The 24,280-nt window shown below is 70.1% G+C and carries 20 protein-coding genes and 4 pseudogenes; 9 read left to right on the top strand and 15 right to left on the bottom strand.

Annotation, left to right across the window (positions count from 1 at the left end):
• Positions 1-391: 391 nt before the first annotated feature.
• The 5 genes and pseudogenes from AB0B89_RS13465 to AB0B89_RS13485 form a co-directional block, all read right to left on the bottom strand.
• Positions 392-874: pseudogene (locus AB0B89_RS13465) on the bottom strand (DNA recombination/repair protein RecA); the annotation flags it as partial.
• 240 nt (positions 875-1,114) lie between these two features.
• Positions 1,115-1,975, bottom strand: a pseudogene (locus tag AB0B89_RS13470) (recombinase RecA); the annotation flags it as partial.
• Positions 1,967-2,578, bottom strand: a pseudogene (recA, locus tag AB0B89_RS13475) (recombinase RecA); the annotation flags it as partial. The pseudogenes recA and AB0B89_RS13470, both read right to left, overlap by 9 nt.
• 284 nt (positions 2,579-2,862) lie before the next feature.
• Positions 2,863-3,057 carry a DUF3046 domain-containing protein gene (locus AB0B89_RS13480; RefSeq protein ID WP_358551937.1) on the bottom strand — a complete coding sequence of 65 codons (195 nt, stop codon included), beginning with the start codon at positions 3,055-3,057 and terminating at the stop codon, positions 2,863-2,865.
• Positions 3,058-3,183: 126 nt separating this feature from the next.
• On the bottom strand, positions 3,184-3,672 hold the full coding sequence (locus AB0B89_RS13485) for a VOC family protein (protein WP_358551939.1): 489 nt from the start codon (positions 3,670-3,672) through the stop codon (positions 3,184-3,186).
• A 144-nt stretch (positions 3,673-3,816) separates the two neighbouring features.
• Here AB0B89_RS13485 and AB0B89_RS13490 point away from each other — a divergent pair, with 144 nt between their 5' ends.
• Positions 3,817-8,532, top strand: a complete 4,716-nt coding sequence (locus AB0B89_RS13490; RefSeq protein WP_358551941.1) for a DEAD/DEAH box helicase — start codon at positions 3,817-3,819, stop codon at positions 8,530-8,532.
• Positions 8,533-8,617: 85 nt separating this feature from the next.
• Here AB0B89_RS13490 and AB0B89_RS13495 read toward each other — a convergent pair whose 3' ends face one another.
• The 3 genes from AB0B89_RS13495 to AB0B89_RS13505 all read right to left on the bottom strand — a co-directional run bounded on the left by AB0B89_RS13495 (position 8,618) and on the right by AB0B89_RS13505 (position 9,872).
• Positions 8,618-8,752: a hypothetical protein gene (locus tag AB0B89_RS13495; protein ID WP_358551943.1), complete on the bottom strand. Its 135-nt coding sequence runs from the start codon at positions 8,750-8,752 to the stop codon at positions 8,618-8,620.
• Positions 8,753-8,847: 95 nt separating this feature from the next.
• Positions 8,848-9,255 carry a hypothetical protein gene (locus AB0B89_RS13500; RefSeq protein WP_358551945.1) on the bottom strand — a complete coding sequence of 136 codons (408 nt, stop codon included), beginning with the start codon at positions 9,253-9,255 and terminating at the stop codon, positions 8,848-8,850.
• Positions 9,252-9,872: a PadR family transcriptional regulator gene (locus tag AB0B89_RS13505; protein WP_358551947.1), complete on the bottom strand. Its 621-nt coding sequence runs from the start codon at positions 9,870-9,872 to the stop codon at positions 9,252-9,254. Before AB0B89_RS13505 ends, AB0B89_RS13500 begins: the two co-directional genes overlap by 4 nt.
• A 113-nt stretch (positions 9,873-9,985) precedes the next feature.
• On the opposite strand from AB0B89_RS13505, the gene AB0B89_RS13510 reads away from it, so the two are divergent.
• Positions 9,986-10,756 carry an esterase-like activity of phytase family protein gene (locus AB0B89_RS13510; protein ID WP_358551949.1) on the top strand — a complete coding sequence of 257 codons (771 nt, stop codon included), beginning with the start codon at positions 9,986-9,988 and terminating at the stop codon, positions 10,754-10,756.
• Here AB0B89_RS13510 and AB0B89_RS13515 read toward each other — a convergent pair.
• Both AB0B89_RS13515 and AB0B89_RS13520 read right to left on the bottom strand, forming a co-directional pair.
• Positions 10,653-11,300: a M15 family metallopeptidase gene (locus tag AB0B89_RS13515; RefSeq protein ID WP_358551951.1), complete on the bottom strand. Its 648-nt coding sequence runs from the start codon at positions 11,298-11,300 to the stop codon at positions 10,653-10,655. The genes AB0B89_RS13510 and AB0B89_RS13515 overlap by 104 nt on opposite strands.
• A gap of 53 nt (positions 11,301-11,353) precedes the next feature.
• Positions 11,354-12,664, bottom strand: a complete 1,311-nt coding sequence (locus AB0B89_RS13520; RefSeq protein WP_358551953.1) for an ROK family transcriptional regulator — start codon at positions 12,662-12,664, stop codon at positions 11,354-11,356.
• 214 nt (positions 12,665-12,878) lie between these two features.
• Between AB0B89_RS13520 and AB0B89_RS13525 the strand changes: the two genes are divergently transcribed.
• From AB0B89_RS13525 to AB0B89_RS13540, 4 genes are read left to right on the top strand one after another with little or no spacing between them, the layout of a single operon-like run.
• Positions 12,879-14,213, top strand: a complete 1,335-nt coding sequence (locus AB0B89_RS13525) for a sugar ABC transporter substrate-binding protein (RefSeq protein WP_358551955.1) — start codon at positions 12,879-12,881, stop codon at positions 14,211-14,213.
• 2 nt (positions 14,214-14,215) lie between these two features.
• A complete protein-coding gene (locus AB0B89_RS13530) occupies positions 14,216-15,232 on the top strand; it encodes a sugar ABC transporter permease (protein ID WP_358551957.1) in 1,017 nt (338 codons plus the stop codon).
• Complete coding sequence (locus AB0B89_RS13535; RefSeq protein WP_358551959.1) at positions 15,229-16,080, top strand: carbohydrate ABC transporter permease; 852 nt, start codon at positions 15,229-15,231, stop codon at positions 16,078-16,080. The genes AB0B89_RS13530 and AB0B89_RS13535 overlap by 4 nt, the downstream gene beginning before the upstream one ends.
• Positions 16,081-16,125: 45 nt before the next feature.
• Positions 16,126-17,580, top strand: coding sequence for a glycoside hydrolase family 3 protein (locus AB0B89_RS13540; protein WP_358551961.1), 1,455 nt, complete (start codon positions 16,126-16,128; stop codon positions 17,578-17,580).
• Positions 17,581-17,603: 23 nt separating this feature from the next.
• Here AB0B89_RS13540 and AB0B89_RS13545 read toward each other — a convergent pair whose 3' ends face one another.
• Positions 17,604-18,782, bottom strand: coding sequence for an ROK family transcriptional regulator (locus tag AB0B89_RS13545; protein ID WP_358551963.1), 1,179 nt, complete (start codon positions 18,780-18,782; stop codon positions 17,604-17,606).
• 210 nt (positions 18,783-18,992) lie between these two features.
• On the opposite strand from AB0B89_RS13545, the gene AB0B89_RS13550 reads away from it, so the two are divergent.
• From AB0B89_RS13550 to AB0B89_RS13560, 3 genes are read left to right on the top strand one after another with little or no spacing between them, the layout of a single operon-like run.
• Positions 18,993-20,981, top strand: coding sequence for an endonuclease/exonuclease/phosphatase family protein (locus AB0B89_RS13550; protein ID WP_358551965.1), 1,989 nt, complete (start codon positions 18,993-18,995; stop codon positions 20,979-20,981).
• A gap of 20 nt (positions 20,982-21,001) precedes the next feature.
• Positions 21,002-21,451, top strand: coding sequence for an Rrf2 family transcriptional regulator (locus AB0B89_RS13555; protein WP_358551967.1), 450 nt, complete (start codon positions 21,002-21,004; stop codon positions 21,449-21,451).
• 7 nt (positions 21,452-21,458) lie between these two features.
• Positions 21,459-22,250: a DNA-formamidopyrimidine glycosylase family protein gene (locus tag AB0B89_RS13560; RefSeq protein WP_358551969.1), complete on the top strand. Its 792-nt coding sequence runs from the start codon at positions 21,459-21,461 to the stop codon at positions 22,248-22,250.
• A gap of 99 nt (positions 22,251-22,349) precedes the next feature.
• On the opposite strand, the gene AB0B89_RS13565 is transcribed toward AB0B89_RS13560, so the two are convergent.
• The 4 genes and pseudogenes from AB0B89_RS13565 to AB0B89_RS13580 form a co-directional block, all read right to left on the bottom strand.
• Positions 22,350-22,715: a helix-turn-helix transcriptional regulator gene (locus tag AB0B89_RS13565; RefSeq protein ID WP_358551971.1), complete on the bottom strand. Its 366-nt coding sequence runs from the start codon at positions 22,713-22,715 to the stop codon at positions 22,350-22,352.
• Positions 22,716-22,968: 253 nt separating this feature from the next.
• Positions 22,969-23,466: a nicotinamide-nucleotide amidohydrolase family protein gene (locus AB0B89_RS13570; protein WP_358551973.1), complete on the bottom strand. Its 498-nt coding sequence runs from the start codon at positions 23,464-23,466 to the stop codon at positions 22,969-22,971.
• The gene (gene pgsA / locus AB0B89_RS13575; protein WP_358551975.1) at positions 23,463-24,068 is read right to left on the bottom strand and encodes a CDP-diacylglycerol--glycerol-3-phosphate 3-phosphatidyltransferase; all 606 of its coding nucleotides are present in this window, start codon (positions 24,066-24,068) and stop codon (positions 23,463-23,465) included. Before pgsA ends, AB0B89_RS13570 begins: the two co-directional genes overlap by 4 nt.
• Positions 24,065-24,280 (bottom strand): annotated as a pseudogene (locus tag AB0B89_RS13580) (30S ribosomal protein S12 methylthiotransferase RimO); the annotation flags it as partial. The gene pgsA and the pseudogene AB0B89_RS13580, both read right to left, overlap by 4 nt.

Below are 24,280 nucleotides of genomic sequence, written 5' to 3' on the forward strand. Positions count from 1 at the left end.
ACCCGATTCAACCGAACCGCCAGGCCAAACCGACCCATCCGACCGACCCGAACCACCGGACCGACCCGATTCAACCGAACCGCCAGGCCAAACCGACCCATCCGACCGACCCGAACCACCGGACCGACCCGATTCAACCGAACCGCCAGGCCAAACCGACCCATCCGACCGACCCGAACCACCGGACCGACCCGAACCGCCCGATCGGGACTGGCTCGACCCCAGCGGATGATCAGAGTCGCGAGGTCGTTGACGACCACCTCGGCGCCCGCCGGGTCCCTGGTCGCCGCTTCGCTCCTCCTCGGGGCCCTCCTCGATCCACGCGCCCCAGTCCCCTGGCCGGAGGCGGCCAGGGGGGTCGTCGCTCGCAGGCATGTGAGATCAGCTCAGATCAGACGTCACCCGGCTTGGGCGCCTTGCTGCCACGACCGGAGGGAGCGGGCGCGGGCGCGGCGGTAGCGGCGGGCGCGGCCGCGGCGGGGTTGTCGAGGCGAGGCCCGACGCCGAGCTTCTCCTTGATCTTCTTCTCGATCTCGTTGGCGATGTCGGGGTTGTTCTTCAGGAAATTACGGGCGTTCTCCTTGCCCTGCCCGAGCTGGTCGCCCTCGTAGGTGTACCAGGCGCCGGCCTTGCGGACGAAGCCGTGCTCGACCCCCATGTCGATCAGGCCGCCCTCGCGGGAGATGCCGAAGCCGTAGAGGATGTCGAAGTCGGCCACCCGGAAGGGCGGGGCCATCTTGTTCTTCACGACCTTGACACGGGTGCGGTTGCCGACGGCCTCGGTGCCGTCCTTGAGCGTCTCGATGCGGCGCACGTCGAGCCGCACCGACGCGTAGAACTTGAGCGCCTTGCCACCAGTCGTCGTCTCGGGGCTGTTGTGCACCATGACGTCGTCGACGAAGTAGTTGTGCGTGCCCTCGATCTCGATGTCGAACTTTCTCATCGACCGTGTCTTGGGCTTGATGTGCACATCGAGAATCTGTGATGGCACCAGGCGAACTTCCGCGTCCGAGAACTCCGGCCGCACCGCGAACTGGCCCTGGAATCTCGGAAGGAGCTTGTAGGCCATAGAGGGGTGGACGTAGGGCGCGACGAGCTTCTGGAACTTCGTGGTCGATTCGGTGGTGAACTGGAGGACCGCGACTCCTCGCGCCCCCCGGGACTGAAGCTTCACCTCAAGACCGTGAGTGTCGGCGAGGTAGTCACGCAACCGCTCCCGTGAACCCGCGCTCATCGCCTCGACGCAGATCTCGATGCGGCCCGTGCCACCTGCGGTGCGCTCCTGGACTCCCTTTGAACGCAGCGTGAAACAGCCGTCGTCCATGTACCAGACCGCGAGGGAAAGCGGGGTCAACGCCTTGAGGTACTCCTCGGTGATGTGCTTCTTCCCGTCCCCGAAGTAGACCACCTGGCGCAGCTCGTCGAGCTCGGGCAAAGGAGTGAAGTCCGCGAAGACCGCTCCCTTGGAGTTGGTCGTCCTGCTGCATGTGATGTTTCCGAGAAGGGCGCACTTCCAGTCGAGGTAGGCCTCCTGCTCGGCTCCGTGACCCATGCGGAATCGGACGCCGGTCCGCCCGTGAGTGTTGGGAGAGAGGCTTCCGTCTCCCAGCAACGAGCCGAGAATCGTCTGCCGCTGCTGACCGCTCAGGCGATGCGTCTCCGCGAGCATGACCCTGTCACCGGCGATGAGCTCGCCCGCCTCACGCCAGCCCCCCGGCGTGCGAACGAGATGATTCTCCGTGGCGGCGAACTGCGCACGACCGTTGCCTCCAGACTTGGCGACGGTGAACTGCAAGAACCGCTCGGCGTTCCCGTTGTCGAACCAGTTGACGATCTTGCGCGGGACCACACGATCGGTCTCGGCGTCGTACGAGAGCACCTCGACATCCATGCGCTGGTTGACGATCTTGCCGATTTTCTCTTTTGTTCCATCAGCCAGGCTTACGCGCGTGTTGTAGGAGAAGCATCCGAACATGACGCCGATCTTCTCGCGGAGCTGGTTGATGAAGATCGCGGTCGTGCCGGTGTTGCTGAGGGCGCCGGCCACCTTGCGGAGTGCCTGGGACATCAGGCGGGCCTGGAGACCCACGTGGCTGTCGCCCATCTCGCCCTCGATCTCGGCCTTGGGCACGAGGGCCGCGACCGAGTCGATGACCACGAGGTCGATCGCGCCGGAACGGATCAGCATGTCGGCGATCTCAAGCGCCTGCTCGCCGGTGTCAGGCTGGGAGACCAGCAGGGCGTCGGTGTCGACACCGAGCTTCCCGGCGTACTCGGGGTCCAGGGCGTGCTCGGCGTCGATGAACGCGGCGATGCCGCCCGCCCGCTGGGCGTTGGCGACGGCGTGGAGCGCCACGGTGGTCTTACCGCTGGACTCGGGACCATAGACCTCGACGATGCGCCCACGGGGGAACCCGCCGATGCCGAGCGCGACGTCGAGCGCGATGGCCCCGGTAGGAATGATCTCGATGGGGGCTCGCGTGTCATCGCCGAGGCGCATGACAGAGCCCTTGCCGAACTGCCGCTCGATCTGAGCGAGAGCAGTCTCAAGGGCCTTCTCGCGGTCGTTGGCTGCCATGGAGTGCTCCCCTGGAGGGTGTGTCGAAGTCGTTTCCGTCGCTTGCAAGCTACGGGCTGCCACCGACATTTTCCCGGAGTGGGCCCAGGGGCGTCGGCAAGTTCAATATAGCCGAACGACTGTTCGATCACAGCTCGACACCATCGGAAATCCGGACGCTTTCGAGTCGGCGGACCAGCGACGATGACGGGCGAGCCCGGAGACCGGTCCGTACGCCCGGAGGGCCGGTGCCCTGAGGCCGGGCTTGAGTCCGCGAGGGGGCCGAGGGGCGTGGAGCGAAGGCGTCAGCGTAGGCGGGAGTCCACGTCGGTTACGCCGCACACGGCGCGCCAGACCTCTTTGGCGGACACGCCGTCGGCGAGGGCCTGTGTCACGGTGCGGCTCCCCAGCTCCGCGATCACGTAGTCACGCGCCCAGGACTCGGCGTACCGCTCACCGAAGTGGCGGTTCATCCGGTTCCAGAATTCGGTCAGGCGCATCCCCCCAGTATGGTGCCGGGGACCACGTGGACGGACCGGGCCCGTTCATATGGTGCCGGGGACCATGTGGACGGACCGGGCCCGTTCGCTCTCCTTCGACCTCGCCCGTGGTGCGGCGGTACGCGGTCACAGGACGCGGGCGCCGTACATCTCTCCGAGAGGGTCGGCGAGGAGTTCCAGGCGAGCGCCGTCGGGGTCGCGGAAGTAGATCGAGGCGTCGCTCTCCAGCTGGTAGGGCACTCCCGCGTCGTCCAGCTTGCCCCGGAGCATCTCCCACTTCCCGCGCTCGACGGAGATCGCGATGTGGTGCAACCCGCCCAGTACCTCCTGGTACGGCCCGAGGTCCAGCCCCGGGAGGTCGAAGAACGCCAGCAGGTTGCCGTTGCCGATGTCGAAGAAGAAGTGGCTGGATCCCTTGTAGTCGCGGTTTTCGAAGATCTCCGTCAGCGGGAACTCCAGGATCCCCTGGTAGAAGTCGATCGTCCGCTCGACGTCCGAGCAGATCAGTGCGAAGTGGTGGAGGCCGCGCGCGCTGCTCTCGGGGCGCCGCTCGCGGAGGTGCCGGTCGCGGATCCGTTCCCGGCTCGCCTCGATGGCCGCGTAGTCGATGTCCATAGTTCAGATGACGTTCCAGGCGGCCCCCGTGTCAAGGCTTGGGCTTTTCGCCTGAGTAATGCACTGACGAGACTTTTGTCCCTTCTAGGAGGTCGGGCATGGGCGGTGGCGCGTTCTGTCGGTGGCGAGTTGCATGATGAAGCCGTGACCGGATCCGCGCTCGACCATTTCACCTCGGTGACCAGGCAATGGTTCACCGCCGCCTTCGCCGCGCCGACCTCCGCGCAGGAGGGGGCGTGGCGGTCGATCGCGCGCGGTGACAACACTCTGGTGGTCGCGCCGACCGGGTCGGGCAAGACCCTCGCCGCCTTCCTGTGGTCCCTCGACCGCCTCGCCGCCGAGCGGATGACGACCTCGGAGCCGCGACAGGAGCGTCCGGCGCGGCAGTGCCGTGTCGTCTACGTCTCGCCCCTCAAGGCGCTGGCGGTCGACGTCGAGCGCAACCTGAGGGCCCCGCTCGCCGGCCTCAGGCAGACCGCCCGGCGTGTGGGCCTGCCCGTCCCCGAGATCTCCGTGGCCATCCGGTCGGGCGACACCTCCGCGGAGGACCGCCGCCGCTTCGCCGCCGATCCGGCGGACATCCTGATCACCACTCCCGAGTCGCTCTACCTGCTGCTCACGAGCAGGGCACGCGACGCGCTGCGCGCGGTCGAGACGGTCATCGTCGACGAGGTGCACGCGGTGACCTCCACCAAGCGAGGCGTCCACCTCGCGCTGACCCTGGAGCGGCTCGACGCCCTGCTTGCCCGCCCGGCGCAGCGCGTCGGCCTGTCGGCCACGGTCCGCCCCGTGAGCGAGGTGGCGACGTTCCTGGGCGGCGCCCGTCCGACGACGGTCGTCCAGCCGCCGTCCGAGAAGGTCATCGAGGTGAGGGTGATCGTCCCCGTCGAGGACATGACCGAGCTCGGCGGGCCGCCCCCGCGGACCGCCCCGTCCGGCGACGGCGACGAGCACGAAGACGGTCACGGCGACAGCCACGGCCACGGTGACGGTGACGGTGACGGTGACGGCCACTACGAGGAGCACGAAGACGGGCACGGCGAGGAGCGTGAATACGGTCGCGGCGACGGCGCGTGGTCGACGGAGTCACCGGCGCGGCGGTCCATCTGGCCCCATGTGGAGGAGCATCTCCTCGACCTGATCGGGTCCCACCGCTCGACGATCGTTTTCGCCAACTCGCGGCGCCTCGCCGAGCGCCTGTGCGCGCGGCTCAACGAGCTCGCCTTCGAGCGCATGGCCCCGCCGGCCGGCGGCCCCCTCACCGGTGACGGGCTCTCGCCCGGCGAGTGCGCCCCGCCCGCGCCCCCTCCGCCCGCGATGGTCATGGCGCAGGCCGGCGCCGCGAAGGGCGCGGTGCCCGAGATCGTGCGCGCCCACCACGGGTCGGTCTCCAAGGAGGAGCGGGCGCAGATCGAGGAGGCGCTGAAGTCCGGCCGTCTTCCCGCCGTGGTCGCGACCTCCAGCCTGGAGCTGGGCATCGACATGGGCTCGGTCGATCTGGTGGCCTGCGTGGAGGCGCCGCCCAGCGTCGCCAGCGGGTTGCAGCGCATCGGCCGGGCCGGTCACCAGGTCGGCGCGGTCTCCCGGGGTGTGATCTTCCCCAAGTACCGCGGCGACCTGGTCCAGACGGCCGTCGTGTCCGAGCGCATGAAGTCCGGTGAGATCGAGGAGCTGCGCTACCCGCGCAATCCCCTCGACGTGCTGGCCCAGCAGGTCGTGGCGATGTGCGCGCTCGACGAGTGGACCGTCGACGAGCTGGAGGCCCTGGTCAGGCGGGCCGCCCCCTATGCCACGCTGCCCCGCGGCGCGCTTGAGGCCACGCTCGACATGCTCGCCGGGCGCTATCCCAGCGAGGAGTTCGCCGAGCTGCGCCCGCGCATCGTGTGGGACCGCGTGACCGGCCGCGTCACCGGCCGTCCCGGAGCCCAGCGCCTCGCGGTGACCAACGCCGGCACCATCCCCGACCGCGGCATGTTCGGCGTCTTCCTGGCCGGAGGCGACACCGGGCGCGGCAGGAGGGTCGGCGAGCTCGACGAGGAGATGGTGTACGAGTCCCGCGTGGGCGACGTGTTCGTGCTCGGCGCCACCTCCTGGCGCATCGAGGACATCACGGCCGACCGGGTGCTGGTCTCCCCCGCCCCCGGTCAGCCGGGCAAGCTGCCGTTCTGGCACGGCGACACGCCGGGCCGTCCCGCCGAGCTGGGCCGGGCGCTCGGGGCGTTCCTGCGCGAGCTGTCCGGGGGCGAGACCGAGCGCCTCGCCGAGGCGGGGCTCGACGCGTTCGCCATCGCAAACCTCCTCGCCTACCTCGCCGAGCAGCGTGAGGCCACCGGTTACGTTCCCGACGACCGCACCCTGCTCGTCGAGCGCTTCCACGACGAGCTCGGCGACTGGCGCGTCGTGATCCACACGCCGTACGGGGCCCGGGTCCACGCGCCGTGGGCACTCGCCATCGGGCGGCGGCTGCGCGAGCGGTACGACGTCGACGTGCAGACCATGCACTCCGACGACGGCATCGTGCTGCGCATCCCCGACACGCTCGAAGGCGCGCCCACCGACGTGGCCGTCTTCGACGCCGACGAGATCGAGCAGATTGTCACCGAGGAGCTGGGCGGGTCGGCGCTGTTCGCGTCGCGGTTCCGTGAGTGCGCCGGCCGCGCGCTCCTGCTGCCCCGGCGCAACCCTGGCAGGCGCTCCCCCCTGTGGCAGCAGCGGCAGCGGGCGGCCGGCCTTCTGAGGGTCGCGAGCAAGTACGGTTCGTTCCCGATCGTGCTGGAGACCATGCGCGAGTGCCTGCAGGATGTGTTCGACGTTCCTGGGCTGGTCCGGCTCATGCGCGACATCGCGGCCCGGCGCGTGCGGGTGGTGGAGGTCGAGACCGACCAGGCGTCGCCCTTCGCGGCGTCCCTGCTCTTCGCCTACGTCGGCGCGTTCATGTACGAGGGGGACGCGCCGCTGGCCGAGCGGCGTGCCCAGGCGCTCGCCCTGGACACCCATCTGCTGGCCGAGCTGCTCGGCGAGGCCGATCTGCGTGAGCTGCTCGACCCCGACGTGGTGGCCGACACCGAGCGGGAGCTGGCGAGGCTCGACCGTCCCCTGCGCGACGCCGAGGACCTCGCCGACCTGCTGCGGACCCACGGCCCGTTGCAGGCGCAGGACGTCACCGTGCGCGAGGGTGACCCCACGTGGCTGGCCGATCTCGAAGGCGCGCGGCGTGCCATCCGGGTCCGGGTCGCCGGGGTCGAGCAGTGGGCGGCGATCGAGGACGCCGCGAGGCTGCGCGACGCCCTCGGCGTCCCCCTGCCGATGGGGGTGCCGCACGCCTTCCTGGAGCCGGTGGCCGATCCGCTCGGCGATCTCCTCGCCCGGCACGCCCGCACGCGCGGCCCGTTCCCCGCCACGACGGCCTCGGCCCGGTTCGGCCTCGGCGTCGCGGTCGTGGTCGACGGGCTCCGGCGGCTGGCCTCCTCGGGCAGGGTCGTGCCCGGCGAGTTCAGGCCCGGCGGCTGGGGCGAGGAGTGGTGCGACGCGGGCGTGCTCCGGCTGCTCCGGCGCAGGTCGCTGGCCCGGCTCCGCAAGGAGGTCGAGCCGGTGCCGCCGGAGGCCCTGGGCGCGTTCGCCCCGGCGTGGCACGGCGTGACCGAGGGCCGCTCGGCCCGGGGGATGGACGCCCTGGTGCACGCCATCGAGCAGTTGCAGGGGGCGGCCGTCCCGGCGTCCGCGCTGGAGACGCTGGTGCTGCCCGGCAGGGTCCCCGGGTACGAGCCCGCCCTGCTCGACGAGCTGACCGCCGCGGGTGAGGTCGTCTGGGCCGGTCAGGGTTCGCTGCCCGGCGGTGACGGCTGGGTGGCGCTGTTCTTCGCCGACACCGCTCCGCTGCTGCTGCCTCCGCCGGCCGAGATCACGATGACCCCGCTGCACGAGAAGGTCCTCGCGGCGCTGAGCGGCGGCGGGGCGCTGTTCTTCCGCGACCTCGGCGCCCGGGTCGGTTCGCTGGACGACACCGCGCTCGCCGGCGCGCTGTGGGATCTCGTATGGGCGGGGCGGGTGTCCGGTGACACGCTGGCGCCCCTGCGGTCGGCGCTCGGCTCCGGTCGGCCCGCGCATCGCGCGACGACGGCCCGCAGGCGCAGGGCCGTACTGCCGACCCGGGCGGGGCCTCCGACGGTCAGCGGCCGCTGGTGGCCGCTTCCCGAGCCGTCCGGCGACGCCACCCAGCGCGCCCACGCCCAGGCGGAGGTGCTGCTGGAGCGGCACGGCGTCGTGACCAAGGGCGCGGTGGCGGCCGAGCGGCTCACGGGCGGCTTCGCCACCGTCTACCCGGTGTTGCGGGCGTTCGAGGAGACCGGGCGGTGCCGTCGCGGTTACTTCGTCGAGGGACTGGGAGGCGCCCAGTTCGCGCTCCCCGGCGCCGTCGACCGCATGCGGGCCATCGCGTCGACGCTGTTCTCCGAGGTCGGCGGTTCCCGCCCGCAGGGCGGTCCCACGGGTGAGCGGCGCGCGGTGGTCCTCGCGGCGACCGACCCCGCCAACCCGTACGGCGCGGCCCTGCCGTGGCCCGCCCATCCGGGGGAGATCGCGCACAAGCCGGGGCGCAAGGCGGGCGCGCTGGTGGTGCTGGTCGACGGCCGTCTGGTGATCTATGTCGAGCGCGGAGGCAAGACGCTGCTGTCCTTCACCGACGACGACCGGCTGCGGCCGGCGGTCGACGCGCTGGCGCTGGCCGTGCGCGACGGAGCCCTCGGGAAGCTGACGGTCGAGAAGGCCGACGGCACGGCGATCGTCAACTCCCCGCTAGCCTCCGCCCTGGAGGCCGCGGGCTTCCACCCCACCCCCCGCGGCCTACGCCTGCGCGCCTGAGCCATGGCCGACATCGCGGACCATGCGAATCGAGGGGACTCGCCGAACAACATTGAGGTCAAGTCTGTTGACGCCGAAATACTACTTAGCGAAACAGGCCGCTGAAGGCGTTGAGCGCGGGCTGTCCACCGAGGTGGGCGTAGAGGACGTTGGAGTCCCTGGGAATGTCGCCGTCGCGGATCGGGTCGATCAGCCCGGCCATCGACTTGCCCTCGTACACAGGGTCCAGGATGACGCCTTCAAGGCTGCCGGTGAGCCGGATGGCCAGATCCCGTTACGCGATCGAATGCGACAAGCACGATGTTTCATGCCGTGCTACGTCGAAACCCGGGCCGGGCCGAGCGCCACGAGCAGGGTCAAAATTGAGAGGGCGAGTGCGATCGGGCCCATCAGGAAGTTCTCCCACCGGCTGGCGGAGGCGAAGTTGGCGAGGGCGCTGAGACCGAGCAGGGAGACGAGCGCCCAGGTGCCCCAGCGGTAGAGGCCGGAAGGTCCGTTACCGGCCCGGAAGCCGCCTCGGCCGAGCACGACAAGAGCGGCGAGGACGAGGAAGGCCGCCGAGATGGCGCTGCCGATGCGCAATTCAACTGGCAGTTGCGTGTACGTCCCGCCCCATGCGGCCCGGCCCAGCGGAGCGCCCAATGCAAGGGCGATCTGGAACGCGGCGACCCCGGCCAGTCCGGTGGCGGCGACCGCAGCGATCCTGGCGGTGGAAATGCTCACAGTTGCTCTCCTCGATATCTCTGCTGGTTCTGGATCACGGAGTCAAGGCGCAGCCGCATCCGGGCGGGCGCGGCGGGCAGGTCGTCGAGGTCGTTACGCAGGTCGCGCAGCCAATCAAGCTCGGCGGCGACGTGGCGGATCCCGTTTTCCAGCGTCGCGGCGGCCAGCAGCCGGTCAGCGGCGGGCGGTACGTCATCGAGTACGGCTGTCGACTGCGCCGCGATCGCGCACAGGACGCCGAGCTGCTCCTCGGCTGCGGCGATCCGCGCGTCGACGATCGCCGCGGTCTCGGCCGCCGGCAGACGCCCAGCGAAGAACACCCTCGCGAGGAATGGTTCCCGTGGGGCGTGCCGCTCGACCGGCGCACGCAGCCACCCATCGAGCTCGATCCGGCCTGCGTCAGTGATGTGGTGCTCCTTGCGGTCGGGTCGCCCGTCCTGCTCGATGACGCGCACCTGGACAAGCCCGTCCTCGGACAACTGTGCGAGCGCCCGGTAGATCTGGGCCTGGTCGGCGCTCCAGAAGTGCCGGACGCTCGCGTCGAAGTACTTCTTGAGGTCGTAGCCGGTCAGCGGCTTCAGCGACAAGAAGCCGAGGATCGTGTGGCGGAGAGACACATCAACACCATATAGGATGAGACATATATATGACTAGTCTCATACTCACCGCGCCGTGGCCTCAGCTCGGGCCTGCCCTCGATGCGGGTAGCGCGGTACGGCGGTATTCGCGCATGACCGCATTCCTGGCGAGAGGCGAGACGCCGACGAAGCGGAGGAGTCGTGGATTCGAGGCCGTCGCCTCCTCCCCCGACGGGCACTACCTCTACCCCGCTGTGGAAGGCCGGCTTGCGGACGACGCCAACCCGTTCCGGCGCTACATCCACGAGTTCGACACCCGCAAGAACCCGTACACCGGTCGTTCCTGGCAGTACAGGGCGGATGGCGAGGATTACCGCATCGCCGACATGCAGTCGCTTGACGCCAACCGGGCGATCCTGATCGAGCGTGAGGACGACGAGGGGCCGGCCGCCACCCTCAAGCGCATCTACCTCATCGACCGGCGTCACCTCGACTCCGACGGTTTCCTTGTCAAGACCGAGGTCGCCGACCTGCCGAACCTGCGCGATCCCGCCCTCATCGGTTCGCACGACCCCACCGGGGGTTACGGCCTCGGCAACCCCCTTCAAGTTCCCCCTGCAGTCCGTGGAGGCACTGCTCCCCCTGCCGGGAAACCGGATCGCCATCGTGCAGGACAACAACTTCCCGGACAGCACCGATCGCGTCCCCGGCAAGACGGACGCCACCGAGATGATCATTATCGGCTTCCGCAAGTCCGACGACAGGACCGGGCGCCACTGGCACGCGGTCAGGACGATCGGCCACCACCGCGTCGGTGGGTCAGGTCAGGGGGCGGGGGCCGTAGATGGCGGCTTCGGCGCCGGTGGTCATGGCCCAGTAGCGGTCGCCGTAGGACCAGTGCCACCATTCGGTCGGATAGTTGACCAGCCCCGCCGCCTCCAGGGCGCCGCCGAGGATCTTCCGGTGCTCGCGCGCGCCGGCGGTGATGTTGAGCGCGGCGGTGTAGCAGGCGCCGTCGCTCTCCTCCGGGTTGGCGTTGACCGCGGTGCCCATGTCGAGCTCGACGCCGTCCTCGCCGGCGAGGGTCAGGTCGACCGCCGCGCCCGCCGTGTGGGGAGCGACCTCGATCGGGGAGACGTAGCGGCTGGCCGCCGTGTGCAGTTCCTCGGGCGACATTTCCGGAAATGTCGCCCTGAGCTCGTCCTTGTACTCCTCGAAGTACTTCCGCTGAAGCGCCGGAGGCCGGTACCCCTCGACCACCAGGATCCGGTAGCCCTGCGGAAGCCGCCGCTCCGCGTCCTTCAGCCGGGCGAGCAGCCCCTCCCGAAGGTGGGCGTAGGCGCCGTCGGGATCCGCCAGCCTGCCGTCGACGGCCAGGACGCCGCGCACGTCGGCCAGCGCCTCTCCGCTCTCCTCCACGGGGATGGAGGTCACGCGGGGGTCAGAGATCAGGACGATATCGTGCATGACCAGCAAGTCTCGCATAAATGACGTCATCGGGACCCCCGCGAAAGATCTCCTCAGCCGTCCACCGTGCTCGCGAAGACCTCCTCACGCGCCGGGCCCAGGGCGGCCATCACCGCGCCTCGCAGTACCGGATTGCCCTCGACCCCGGTCACGGTGACTCTGGGACGGCTCGGGCAGATCTGGGCCACCGCCTCCTCCACCCTCCGCGCGAGCGCGAGGCCACCGGCACGGCCCACGTCCCCGCTCAGCACGATCAGCCCCGGGTCGAGCACGACCGTCACCGCGGCGACCCCGATGGCCAGGCGCCGGGCGAGTTCGTCCAGGAACCCGTCCCGTCCCGCCTCGACGGCCGTACGGACGATCTCGGCCGCCGTGGCAGGCGGACCTGACGGGCCCGGGGAGGTGAAAGGAGCCTGCCCGTTGAAAGCGCCCTTCATCGAGGAACCGGCCGAGCCCGCGGATCCCGCCGGGCCATCAGAGCCCCCCGTACCAAGGGGGAGCAACGCGTCGGACGAGAAGCCCGGGATGCCGTGGGCGGCGGCGAGGCCGGTGACCGCCGCGGTGCCGACCAGACGCTGGAAGGACCCGGACTGCGGCTCGGTGACGTCTATGGGCAGGGGCTCGCCCGGCACCGGAAGCCAGCCGATCTCCCCCGCTCCCCCGGTGAACCCCCGGTGCAGGCGGGAGCCGAGCATGACGCCGAGCCCCTGCCCGACCCCCGCCCACACCAGGACGAAGTCATCGATCCCGCGCGCGGCCCCGTACGAGTGCTCGGCCAGCGCGGCCAGGTTCACATCGTTCTCGATCATGACGGAGGAGCCGAGCGCGGCGCGGAGGTCGGCGAGCACCCCCGCGTGCCAGGACGGCAGGTCGAAGGAGAAACGGACGTCCCCGGTCCGCGGATCGACCACGCCGCGGGTCCCGATGACCAACGCGCGCAGCCGGGACAGGCTCACGCCGGCCGAGTCGCAGGCCCGCCGCACCGCGCTGTGCACGGTCTTCACGGGCTCGCCGGTCTCGCAGGGGTCCACGGTGACCTCGGCGATCATCTCCCCGGTGATGTCGGCGACGCCGGCGGTGACACTGTCGGGCAGCACCTCAAGGCCGGCGACGTACGCGCTTCCGGGGACGACCGCGTAGAGGGCGGCGTTGGGGCCACGGCCTCCCGGGCGCTCCCCCGAGACGGCCACGAGCCCGCGCTCCTCCAGGCGGGCGAGCAGCTGGCCGGAGGTCACCTTGGAAAGTCCCGTGTGTTCTCCCAGCTCGGCCCTGGTGAGCGGCCCTTCGGAGAGCAGGAGCTCCAGCGCCGCGCGGTCGTTGAGCTGACGCAGCAGCCGGGGTGTCCCGGGATGTCGTCTGGGCATGGGGTCGGGCCCCTCTCGTCACGATCCGCTAACAGGCGTTTCTTTTAATAAAGTTTCTTGTTAGTTTAGCGGCAGTCAGCCCGCAGGCAAGCGATCAGGCCTCGGGATGTCGCAGCGCAGAGCACGAGGATGGCGTCTTCGCAGGTGCACGGCCCTAAGTGCACTCTTCGATGAGCGCGAGCCCGACGCGAAGCCGGGAAGGGAGAACCCAAACGTGAAGTTCGGAAAGATCGCTGCCGCGACGGCCACGACCGCCGCTCTTGCCATTGGTGTGACCGCGTGTGGAAGCGGCGAGCCCGCCAAGACGGCGGACCCCCAGGCGTCAGCAGCAGCCTCGGGCCCCAAGTACGCGGGTCAGACGCTGAACGTATGGCGGCTCGGTGCCCCCAATGACGTGCAGAACAAGTACATGGCCGACCTTGACGCCAAGTTCAAGGAGCAGACCGGCGCCGAGGTCAACGTCCAGTGGATCCCGTGGCCGGACGCCCAGAAGAAGTGGACCGCCGCGCTCGCGGGCGGCGAGGGCCCGGATGTCACCGAGTTCGGTAACGACCAGGTGGCCGCGTGGGTGTCCCAGGACGCCCTGACCGACATCAGCGACCTGGTCAAGTCCAGCCCCGACTTCCAGCAGATCCCGCAGAACCTGTGGGGCTACGAGACCATCGACAGCAAGATCTACGCGGCGCCGTGGGGCGGCGGCACCCGCGCCGTCCTCTACCGCAAGGACTGGTTCAAGAGCCTCGGCATCGAGGTGCCCAAGACCTGGGACGAGCTCGTGGCCGCGGGCAAGAAGATCGTCGAGAAGAAGGGCAAGGACGTCGACGGCTTCGCCTTCAACGGCGGCTCCGACGCCAACATGTCCCTCTCGCCGTTCGTGTGGTCGGCGGGTGGCGACTTCGCCGCCTTCGAGGGAGGCAAGTGGGTCGGCAAGCTGACCGACCCGGCCTTCAAGGAGGGCTTCCAGTTCTACACCGACCTGGTGGCCAAGGACGGCGTCTCGGGCAAGTCCCGCCTCAGCCAGAACTCGGTGGACATCAGCCAGCGCTTCGCCGCCGGCAAGGTCGGCATGTACGTCACCGGCGGCTGGGACATCGCCACCATCAAGGAGCAGAGCAAGGGCAAGGTCGGCGAGGACCAGATGGCCTTCTTCTCGCTCCCGAACAAGGAGGGCAGCGGCCCGGCCCCGGCCTTCCAAGGTGGCAACGACATCGCCATCTGGAAGGACGCCAAGAGCCCCGAGCTCGCCGCCGAGTACCTGAAGCTGGCCGCGGGCAAGGAGTTCGGCACGCGGTACGCCAAGGAGGGCGGCCTGCTCCCGCTCTACCCGGACGCTCTGGCGGAGTTCGCCAGTGACCCGGTGCAGGCGCCGTTCGCCGAGACGTTCAAGGTCGCCAAGGGCTTCCCCGCCAGCCCGAACTGGGCCGAGGCCAACGACACCAAGGCCGTCCTGCAGAACGCGGCCCGCTCCGTCATCGAGGGCAAGAAGGACACGGACACGGCCCTCGCCGACGCGAACAAGGAACTCGAGACCATCCTGAACCAGCAGTAACGATGGCGCAGACGTCAACTGTCGCCCGGGGCGGAGGCAACTCCTCCGCCCCGGCGCGGCGCCGGTCCCACCGGCCTCCGCGCCGGTCCAGCGGCCTTCCCGCCTGGGTCGTCCCCTACGCGCTGCTCCTGCCGGGCCTCCTGGTCATCGCGGTCCTGCTGCTCTATCCGCTGTACCAGATGGTCGACATGTCCTTCCACAAGGTTGGACTGCGGCAGATCAGGCCGAACCCGCAGCCTGCCGAGTTCCTCGGGGTGGACAACTACACACAGGTCTTCCAGTCGGACCTGTTCTGGTCCTCGCTGCGCAACACCGTGATGTTCGCCGTGATCACCGTCACCCTGACGCTCGTCGGGGGCACGCTGGTCGGGCTCCTGCTCCACAAGCTCGGCAAGAAGATGTCGACCTTCGTCATCATCGGCATCATGGCCGCCTGGGCCACCCCGCCCACCGCCACGGCGATCATCTGGAAGTGGCTGTTCGACGCCGACGCCGGCGTGGTCAACTGGGCGCTCAACCTGCTGCCCGACTGGCTGTCCAGCCTGGTCTTCGGACGGTCCGACTGGTCGGGCCAGCCCTGGCTCAACGACCCCACCACCATCTACCTGGTGCTGATCGTCGCGGTCGTCTGGGCGTCGTTCCCCTTCATCGCGGTGTCGGTGCTGGCGGGCCTCAAGAGCATCCCGTCGGAGCTGTACGAGGCGGCCAGGGTCGACGGCTCGACCCCGACCAGAACGTTCAGGAAGATCACCTTCCCTCTTCTGAAGCCGGTGTTCTCCGTCCTGCTGGTGCTCTCCGTCATCTGGGACTTCAAGGTCTTCACCCAGCTGTACGTGCTGGCCGGCGGCACCACCAACCGGGATTCGTTCAACCTGTCGCTCTGGGCGTACACCGAGGCGTTCAGCGCGCCGCCCAAGATGGGCTTCGGCGCCGCGATCGCCGTCATCCTCACGGTGATCATGCTCCTCATCACCGCCGTATATGTCCGGCAAATCGTGAGAACGGAGGACGTGCGATGAACCCGCGATCCGTCAAGCAGCTCAAGCAGTACGGGCTGAACGCGGCCGGCGTCGTCGTGTTCCTGTTCGCCGTGTTCCCCGTCTACTGGATGGTCGCGACCGCGTTCAAGCCCAACGACGAGATCTTCACCACGCGGTTCATCCCCTTCCCGCTGTCGCCGACCTTCGACCACGTGTCGCGGGTCCTCACCAAGGGCGTCGCCGGGCACTCCATCTGGCAGTACCTGATGAACAGCGCGATCGTCGCAGTCGGCACCGTGCTCATCGGCTCGGTCTTCGCGCTGCTCGCCGCCACCGCGGTGGCGCGCTTCAGGTTCCGCTTCCGTACGAGCTTCCTGATCCTGCTCCTGATCGTGCAGATGGTGCCCGCCGAGGCGTTGCTGATCCCGCTCTTCCTCATGGTGAAGCGGCTCGGGCTGTACGACCAGCTCCTCGGCCTGATCATCGTCAACGTGGGCTTCACGCTGCCCTTCGCGATCTGGATGCTGCGGACCTTCGTGGCCGCCGTGCCCAAGGAGCTGGAGGAGGCCGCCTCCATCGACGGCGCCAGCCGGTTCGTCACCTTCTGGAAGGTACTGTTCCCCCTGGTGGCGCCAGGACTGGTGGCGACGAGCATCTTCTCGTTCATCACCGCGTGGAACGAGTTCGTCTTCGCGCTGACGCTGATCAACGACCAGGGCTCCTACACGATGCCCGTGGCGTTGCAGTTCTTCACCGGACAGCGGTCGACGGACTGGGGCGGCATCATGGCCGCCTCGACGCTGATGACCATCCCGGTCATCGCGTTCTTCCTGCTGGTGCAGCGGCGCATGGTCTCGGGCCTGGTCGCCGGCGCCGTGAAAGGCTGAAAACCCCAGCCTTCCCAACTCTGAGCTAAGGAGTCGAGTACAGCCATGTCTGAGTTCTCCGTGGGCGATGGCGATCGGGGGCTGCATCGTCTCGCGGCCGGTACGCTGCTCGTGGCATTCCCCGGCACCACCGCCCCCGACTGGATCCTCCACGACCTGGAGGACGGTCTCGGCGGGGTCACGCTGTTCGGCTTCAACGTCGCGGGGGCCGAGCAGCTCGCTGCTCTCACCGCGCGACTGCGCGGCGCCGGCGACCCGGTCATCAGCCTGGACGAGGAAGGCGGGGACGTCACGCGGCTCGCCTACCACGTCGGCAGCCCGTACCCGGGCAACGCGGCCCTCGGGGCCGTGGACGACGTCGAACTCACCCGCCGCGTCTACCGGTCCATCGGCGACGATCTGGCCCGCTGCGGCGTCAACCTCGACATGGCGCCCGACGCGGACGTCAACACCGCCGACGACAACCCTGTCATCGGCACCCGCTCGTTCGGCTCCGACGCGGCCCTGGTCGCCCGGCACACCGTGGCGGCCGTCTCGGGGCTGCAGGACGCCGGGGTGGCGGCCTGCGTCAAGCACTTCCCTGGGCACGGCGCCACCCGGCAGGACTCCCACCTGGAGATCCCCGTGGTGGACGTCACCCGCGAGGTGCTGTGGGACCGCGAGCTCATCCCGTTCCGCGCGGCCATCGAGGCGGGCACCAAGTCGATCATGACCGCGCACGTGCGGGTCCCGTTCCTGACCGGTACGGCTCCCGCCACGCTGTCGGCCGCCGCGCTGACCGAGCTGCTCAGGGGTGAGCTCGGTTACGACGGTGTGGTGATCTCCGACGCCCTCGACATGCACGCGATCACCGAGAGCGTCGGGCTCGGAGGGGGCGCGGTGCTCTCGCTGGCCGCCGGGTCGGACCTGCTCTGCCTCGGGCCCTTGCCCACGCGGGAGCAGATCCAGAAGATCAAGGCCGACATCGTGGCGGCGGTGCGCGACGGGCGGCTCCCGCGGGCCCGCCTGGAGGAGGCCGCCGAGCGCGTGGCACGGCTGCGCGGCTGGTTCGGCAGGCCCCGCGAGGAGGTCAGGGACGGCAACGTGATCGGCCTCACCGCCGCGCGCCGGGCCGTCAGCCTGTCCGGAACGGCGACCCCGCTGGTCAACCCGCTGGTCGTCGAGGTGGACACCCCGCCCACGATCGCGGTCGGTGACGTGCCCTGGGGGTTCGCCCCGTGGCTGCCCGACGCCGAGATCGCCCGGGTCAAGCCCGACGCGGCCGACGCGGCCGGGCTTCTGGAGCGCGCCATCGGCCGCTCGCTGGTGATCGTCGTGAAGGACGCCCACCGCCACCGCGCGAGCCAGGACATCGTGTCGGCGCTGCTGGCCGGGCGCCCGGACGCGACGGTGGTCGAGATGGGCCTGCCCATCTGGCGCCCCTCCGCGGGCGCCTACATCGCGACGTACGGCGCCGCCCGCGCCAACGCCCAGGCGGCGGCGGAGCTCCTCACCGCCTGAGGACGCCGGAAAGGCCGGGCCCGTCAGGAGGCGAAGATCTCCTCGCGGGCCTGGTCGAGGGCGGCCAGGATGGCGCCGCGCAGCACCGGGCGGCCCTTGACGTCGCTGACGACGACCTCCGGCCTGATCGGGCAGATGGCCGCCACGGCCTCCTCCACCCGGTGGGTCAGAGCGCCACCGCCCGCCCTGCCGACCTCGCCGTTGAGCACCACGAGGGTCGGGTCGAGGACGACGCACACCGACGCGACGCCGAGGGCGAGCCGGTGGGCCAGCTCGTCGAGGAACGCCGACCCGCCGTCGCCGCTCTCGACGGCCGCGCGCACGGCGTCGGCGGCGGACCCGCCCGCGAAGCCGTACGGCTCGGCCAGCTCGGCCACCGCCTCGGCGCTGATCAGGGACTGCAGGCCGCCCGCCAGCGCCGGCATCCGCCCCGGCACGGCCTTGACGTCCGCGGCGAGCGGCACCCCCGGCACCGGCAGGTAGCCGATCTCACCCGCGCTGCCGGAGCGCCCGCGGTGCAGCCTGCCGCCCAGGACGACGGCGAGGCCGACGCCGCGCTCCACCCAGAGCAGGACGAAGTCGTCGACTCCCCTGGCCGCGCCCTCGGACCGCTCGGCGATGGCCGCGAGGTTCACGTCGTTCTCTATGGTGACGGGTCGTCGCAGGTCATGGGCCAGAGCCTCGTGGCTGCCCTCGTGCCACCCGGGGAGGTCGAAGGAGAACTTCACGTCACCGCTGCGGGGGTCGACCACGCCGGGCGTGCCGATCACGATGCCCTTCAGGCGGGACAGGGCGACCTTGCCCGAACGGCAGGCCTTCACCACCGCGTTGTGCACCAGCGCGACGGGGTCGCCGTGCCCATTGGTGGAAACCGTCACCTCTGCCACGATTTCGCCGTTGATATCCGCGATGGCGGTCGTCACCGATTCCGGTCCGACATCGAGCCCCGCCACATAGGCGGACGACGGAATCACCCCGTAAAGGGCCGCATTGGGCCCCCGGTTCCCCGCCTGTTCTCCGACCACCTCGACCAGGCCGCGCTCCTCCAGCCTGGACAGCGTCTGGGACGCGGTGACCTTGGAAAGACCGGTCATGTCACCGATCTGTCCCCTGGTCAGCGGGCCCGAGGCCAGCAGCAGCTCCAGCGCGGCCCGGTCGTTGATCTCCCGTAGCAACCTGGGCACGCCAGGACGTCGCTCCATCGCATGCTTTCTTGTCGTCGGTCCCCGTTGGGTTTATCACAAAGCGCGGCGCGGTGTGACTCAACCATTCATCAGTAAAGCTTCCTGCTAGTTTACCGGCATCGCCTGCCGGGTATCGTCGCCCGCCATGCCGCCTTCTTCTTTGCCGGACCTTGCCTTCGCCCGGCAAAGACACGAGGATCACTCATGTCTTTGCCGAGGAGATGCCATATGGGTGAGCCCACCGTCGAGTCCGCCGTCGAATCCACCGTCCGTGCCGAGCGCGCGGCCCCACTCTCACGGCTGGAGCCGTTCACCGGTGTGATCGCCCTGGCCCTGGGCGTCCTGCTGTTCACCGACGTGCTGAGGGTCTTCCTGCCGTCGCTCATCACGCTCTTCGGCCACGCCGGGGACACCCCGCCCGAGCAGATGGGGCTGTACGCGGCCCTGTGGTTCGTCCTGCCGTTCGCCGCCGCTCCCCTGTGCCGCCTGGTGGACCCGAGGCGCGTCGCGCTCGGTGGCGCCCTCCTCCTGGTCGCCGCCCGCCTGGTGCTCCAGGCCACGGACGGCGGCACGGCCCAGCTCTATGTCGCGAGCGCGGGCGTCTCGTCCGGCCTGATCTTCCTGTACGGCCGCGCGCTCACGACGCCACGCGCGGCCGTACCCGGCGGGCTGGCGGCCGGTCTCGCGGCCTCCGCGGTCCTCCACCTGGCCCTCGGCCAGATGGATCTGGTGTGGCGCGACGGGCCGCTCCCCTGGCCGGCCGTCGCCGTCCTGTGCGCCGCCCTCGTCTGGTCCGCACGGCTCGCGCCGACCGCTGAGGACGTCGCCCCTGCGGGGGTGTGGTTCGTCTTCGGCCCCTTCATCGTGCTGCACGGGATGTTCCTCACGACGATCGGGCTGGCGGACCATCCCGGAGGAAGCGGGCGCAACCCCTGGGAGACCGCCGCCATCGTCGCCGCGCTGGTCTGCGCCCAGTTCCTGATGGCCTTCTACGCCGCCCGGCCCCCGCGGCAGCGCGGGCTCATGCTGGTTCTGCTGCCGGTGACCTCGGCCATGCTGATCATCTTCTCCGCGCTGCCCCTGGCCCTGCTCATGGCGCCCGCCCTCGGCGCATGCGTCGGGATGGCCGGACTGCCCTCGGCCCGGTCGCCCCGGCGGAGCGGGCTCGCACTGCTCGGCGGAACGCTGGTCTTCCTGATCTCGGTCTTCCTCTACTACGCCGCCTACGACACCGACCTCGGCTTCCCCAACAGCGTGGTGCCCGCGCTGCTGACGGGCCTGGTCACCGCGGTGGCGCTCCTGGCGGCCAGGGGAAGGAGGTCCGAGGTTCCCGGACGCCCCCGGACGGCCAGGATCGCGGTGACGGCCCTGTCCACGGCGCTGGTCGTCGCCGCCCTCACCTGGCAGCCGCTGCCGGCCGTACAGGCCAGGGCCGGGAACGAGTTCACGCTCGTCGCGTACAACATCCGGATGGGGTTCGGGCTCAAGGGCACCCTCGACCTCGACCGGGTCGCCGCCTGGGCGAAGAGCGAACGGCCCGACGTGGTGCTGCTGAGCGAGGTCGACCGGGGCTGGCTCCTCAACGGCGGCCACGACGACCTGGCGCGCATCGCCAGGGGGCTCGGCATGCGGTACCACTTCGCTCCCGCCGCCGACAGCCTGTGGGGCGACGCGATCATCACCAACCTGCCGATCAGGCAGATCGCCTCACACCCGCTGGGAAAGCATGACTACCCCACCGGCGCGCAGGCCCAGGCGGTCGTCATCGAGGTCGGCGGGCAGGAGGTCGGGATCGTCAACACCCACCTGCAGGCCCCGCCCGGCCAGGCGCCCGAGGTCGCGGCCATCGCCAGGGATCTGGCCGCGGGGATGAGCGCCGAAAGCGCCGGAACGACGTTGCCGGGCGCGCGGGCACCCCGGGCCGGTACGCCCACGACGGAAACGCCGGGCAGGGCGGCGCCACGGCCGGTGCTGCTGACGGGGGACCTCAACACCACACCCGCCGACCCCGAGATGCGCGTGCTGGAGGCCGCCGGGCTCTCGGACCCCCTGACGGCACTGGGAAATCCCGATACGTCCCCCGCCGAAGCTCCGGTCAAACGCATAGATCACGTGCTGGTGAGCCGGGGTCTGACGGCGGTCGAGGCCCGGGTGCCGCGCGTGAGTTTCTCAGATCACCTGCCTGTTGTGGTCCGGTTGCGCGTAACCAGGGTTTAGCAGGCGGGATAATCGACAACATGCGTCTTTCCGCCCGTGTCGACTACGCCCTTCGCGCCGCCGCCGAGCTGGCCGCCTCCGGCAGCGGCCCCACAACGGTGGGCGAGCTGGCCAAGGAACAGGAAATGCCCCCCAAGTACCTGGAGAATATCTTGCTCCAGATGCGCCGGGCGGGTCTGGTCCGCGGCCAGCGGGGTCCCGAGGGCGGGTACGTCCTCGCCAGGCCCGCGGCGGAGATCTCCCTCGCCGACGTGATCCGCGCCGTGGACGGGCCGCTGGCCAACGTCCGCGGCGAGCGGCCCGAGCACGTGGGCTACCGGGGAGCGGCCCGTTCCCTGCAACAGGTGTGGATCGCCCTGCGCGCCAGCGAGCGCGCGATCCTGGAGGAGGTCACCCTCGACCAGATCGCCGCCGACACCCTGCCCGACCGCGTGATGGAGCTCGCGGCCGATCCGGCCGCCTGGGACTGACCGCGCCATGCCCGAGGGCGATGCCGTCTACCGCACGGCCGCCAGGCTGCGAGCCGCCCTCGACGGACGGGTGCTCACCCGGTCCGACTTCAGGGTGCCCCGGCACGCCACGGCCGACCTCACGGGCCGCGCGGTCCTCACCACCGTTTCGCGGGGAAAGCACCTGCTCACGAGGGTCGACGGCGGGCTGACCGTCCACACGCACCTTCGCATGGACGGAAGCTGGCGGATCAACCCCGTCGGCGCGCACATCCGCAGGGGCGACGTCGTGCGGCTGGTCCTCGCCAACGAGCGGTGGCAGGCGGTCGGGATCAAGCTCGGCATGGTCGACCTGCTGCGCACCGACCGGGAGGACGAGGTCGTCGGCCATCTGGGGCCCGACCTGCTCGACCCCGCCTGGGACGCCGGGCACGCGGGGCGGGCGGCGCGGAACATCGCGCGCCGCCCGGACCAGACGATCGGGGACGCCCTGCTCGATCAGCGCAACGTGGCGGGGATGGGCACGATCTGGCGGGCGGAGACGCTGTTCCTGTCGGGGGTTTCGCCGTTCAGGCGCGTCGAGGAGGTGGAGAACCTCGAAAAGATGATGGGGCTCGCCCACAGGCTGCTGGACGCGAACAAGGACAACGCGGGTGGTCCGCTGACCACGGGAGACCGGCGCCCCGGAAGGCGCCTTTGGGCGTACGGCCGGGCCGGGCGGCCCTGTCTTCGCTGCGGGAACAAGATGATCGGCGGTGAGCTCGGGGCGCGGCCATACGAAAGAGTGGTCTTCTACTGCCCCGCCTGCCAACCCCGCTAGCGGGCCCGGTCACCGGACAGCGTGCGAAACACAGACCATCACGAGTCAACCACCCGTGACAGTCCGCTCGTCAGGACGGAAAGCCGGCGACCGCTCGAACTACGCGGCGACCATGTCCTTGACTTCGGGGAAACCGTCGAACTCGGAGCCCGAGATCGTGCTGGGCACGGTCTCGGAAACAGGCAGACGCTCGTGTTCAGGCGCATCGGCCAGGACGGGTGCGTGTTGAAGCTCGGCCAGCGCGAACTGGTCGGAAACCTCACGGAGCACCTGTGAGAGCGGCACACCGAGGGCGCCGCAAATCGAGGCGAGCAGCTCCGAGGACGCCTCCTTCTGGCCACGCTCCACCTCGGACAGGTAGCCAAGGGAGACACGTGCCAGGGTGGAAACCTCACGCAGGGTGCGTGCCTGCCGCACCCGCAGCCGCCGCAGCACGTCACCGAGCAGCTGACGCAGCAGGACCATCTGTCGCTCCCTCCCGGGCGCAGGCGTCTTCACGACGCTCCGCGCGGTCGGTTCGTATCGCCCGTTTTTCGAATGCCCTTCGTACATGCTCCTCGCCGTCATCATTGGTTCGCTCGGCCCCTTTGCCGGGCGTACGCCGGACCTGCTCCTCACCGATGGGTCACGAACCTCACTCACAGCTCCACCGTACCCGCATCGACCAAGAGGGCGGCAGACCGTGGGGAGCATGTTCGCTGGTGACGTAACGCGGTAATCATCCGGAATGTTCCCCCATTTGCGCCTCCAGCACACCTCTCAGGAGATCCAAACCCTCCCTCACCGTACTTTCACGGATGTCTTCGCGAGATCCCGGGAACACCCCGTCTCGCCGCCAGATGGCGCCCTCAGGACCGCTCACGGCGATGTGGACCGTGCCGACCGCCTTGCCGTCCTGCTCGCCGGGCCCGGCCACGCCGGTCACGGCCAGCCCGTACGTGGAGCCGGTGAGCGCCCGCACGCCGGCCGCCATCGCCGCCGCGACGTCCGGATGGACCGCGCCCTCCCGATCGAGTAGATCTTTCGGGACGCCGAGGATCGCGGCCTTCAGCTCGGTGGCGTAGGCGATCACCCCGCCCCGGAAGGCGGCGGAGGCTCCGCTCGGCGTGGTGAGCGTGGCGCCGATGAGCCCGCCCGTGAGCGACTCGGCCACCGCGACCGTGGCCTTCCGGCCTACCAGGAGGGACAGCACGTCAGCGGCGACGGCCGAGGTCATCCGCCGCGTGCCTTCTGGGCCACCTTGCGCAGCCGCAGGGCGCGGACGACGTAGTCGAGCCCGGTGACCACGGTGACGGCCAGGGCGAGCCCCATGGCCACCCACCTGATCGGGCCGGGCACGCCGGGCAAGATGTAGAGCGCGATCGCCACGATCTGCAGAACGGTCTTGACCTTGCCGCCGTAGCTGGCGGGGATGATGCCATGGCGGATCACCGCGAAGCGCAGGCCGGTGACGCCGATCTCCCTGCCGATGATCACGACGGTGATCCACCAGGGCAGCTCGCCGAGGACCGACAGCGTGACCAGGGCCGCGCCGATCAGCGCCTTGTCGGCGATGGGATCGGCGATCTTGCCGAAGTCGGTGATCAGGCCGTACCGCCGGGCGAGCCAGCCGTCGAGCTGGTCGGTCAGGGAGGCGAGCAGGAAGACGACGAGGGCGGCGGTGCGCCAGCCGGCGCCCTCGACGAACAGGCAGGCGACGAAGAACGGGACGACCAGAAGCCGGAGGACGGTCAGCACGTTGGCGATGTTCCACGGGCTGACCTGCCGAGCCACGGACCCCACTATCGGCTCGGTGCCGATCTCCGGCGGGTTGGTCATGGCCCGGCCTTGATACGGGCGATCAGGTCGACCCCCTCGGCGTCGACGACCGTGGCCCGCACGATCTGGCCGGGCAGCAGGCCGATGCCCTGGACGGTCACCGAGCCGTCGACCTCGGGGCCCTGGTGGGCGGCGCGGCCCTCGTAGCCGCCGTCGCCCAGGTCCTCCTCGACGAGCACCTCGATCTCGGTGCCGATGCGCTCCTCGGCGCG

Source organism: Sphaerisporangium sp. NPDC049002, from assembly GCF_040649355.1.
Taxonomy (GTDB): domain Bacteria; phylum Actinomycetota; class Actinomycetes; order Streptosporangiales; family Streptosporangiaceae; genus Sphaerisporangium.

Bases quoted from the DNA above. Each gene is read 5' to 3' on its own strand.
- AB0B89_RS13555 (WP_358551967.1), top strand. From the start codon at position 21,002: ATGCGTCTTTCCGCCCGTGTCGACTACGCCCTTCGCGCCGCCGCCGAG.
- AB0B89_RS13540 (WP_358551961.1), top strand. From the start codon at position 16,126: ATGTCTGAGTTCTCCGTGGGCGATGGCGATCGGGGGCTGCATCGTCTC.
- AB0B89_RS13520 (WP_358551953.1), bottom strand. From the start codon at position 12,664: ATGCCCAGACGACATCCCGGGACACCCCGGCTGCTGCGTCAGCTCAAC.
- AB0B89_RS13560 (WP_358551969.1), top strand. From the start codon at position 21,459: ATGCCCGAGGGCGATGCCGTCTACCGCACGGCCGCCAGGCTGCGAGCC.
- AB0B89_RS13530 (WP_358551957.1), top strand. From the start codon at position 14,216: ATGGCGCAGACGTCAACTGTCGCCCGGGGCGGAGGCAACTCCTCCGCC.
- AB0B89_RS13545 (WP_358551963.1), bottom strand. From the start codon at position 18,782: ATGGAGCGACGTCCTGGCGTGCCCAGGTTGCTACGGGAGATCAACGAC.
- AB0B89_RS13515 (WP_358551951.1), bottom strand. From the start codon at position 11,300: ATGCACGATATCGTCCTGATCTCTGACCCCCGCGTGACCTCCATCCCC.
- AB0B89_RS13565 (WP_358551971.1), bottom strand. From the start codon at position 22,715: ATGGTCCTGCTGCGTCAGCTGCTCGGTGACGTGCTGCGGCGGCTGCGG.
- AB0B89_RS13480 (WP_358551937.1), bottom strand. From the start codon at position 3,057: ATGCGCCTGACCGAATTCTGGAACCGGATGAACCGCCACTTCGGTGAG.
- AB0B89_RS13485 (WP_358551939.1), bottom strand. From the start codon at position 3,672: ATGGACATCGACTACGCGGCCATCGAGGCGAGCCGGGAACGGATCCGC.
- AB0B89_RS13550 (WP_358551965.1), top strand. From the start codon at position 18,993: ATGGGTGAGCCCACCGTCGAGTCCGCCGTCGAATCCACCGTCCGTGCC.
- AB0B89_RS13570 (WP_358551973.1), bottom strand. From the start codon at position 23,466: ATGACCTCGGCCGTCGCCGCTGACGTGCTGTCCCTCCTGGTAGGCCGG.
- AB0B89_RS13535 (WP_358551959.1), top strand. From the start codon at position 15,229: ATGAACCCGCGATCCGTCAAGCAGCTCAAGCAGTACGGGCTGAACGCG.
- pgsA (WP_358551975.1), bottom strand. From the start codon at position 24,068: ATGACCAACCCGCCGGAGATCGGCACCGAGCCGATAGTGGGGTCCGTG.
- AB0B89_RS13510 (WP_358551949.1), top strand. From the start codon at position 9,986: ATGACCGCATTCCTGGCGAGAGGCGAGACGCCGACGAAGCGGAGGAGT.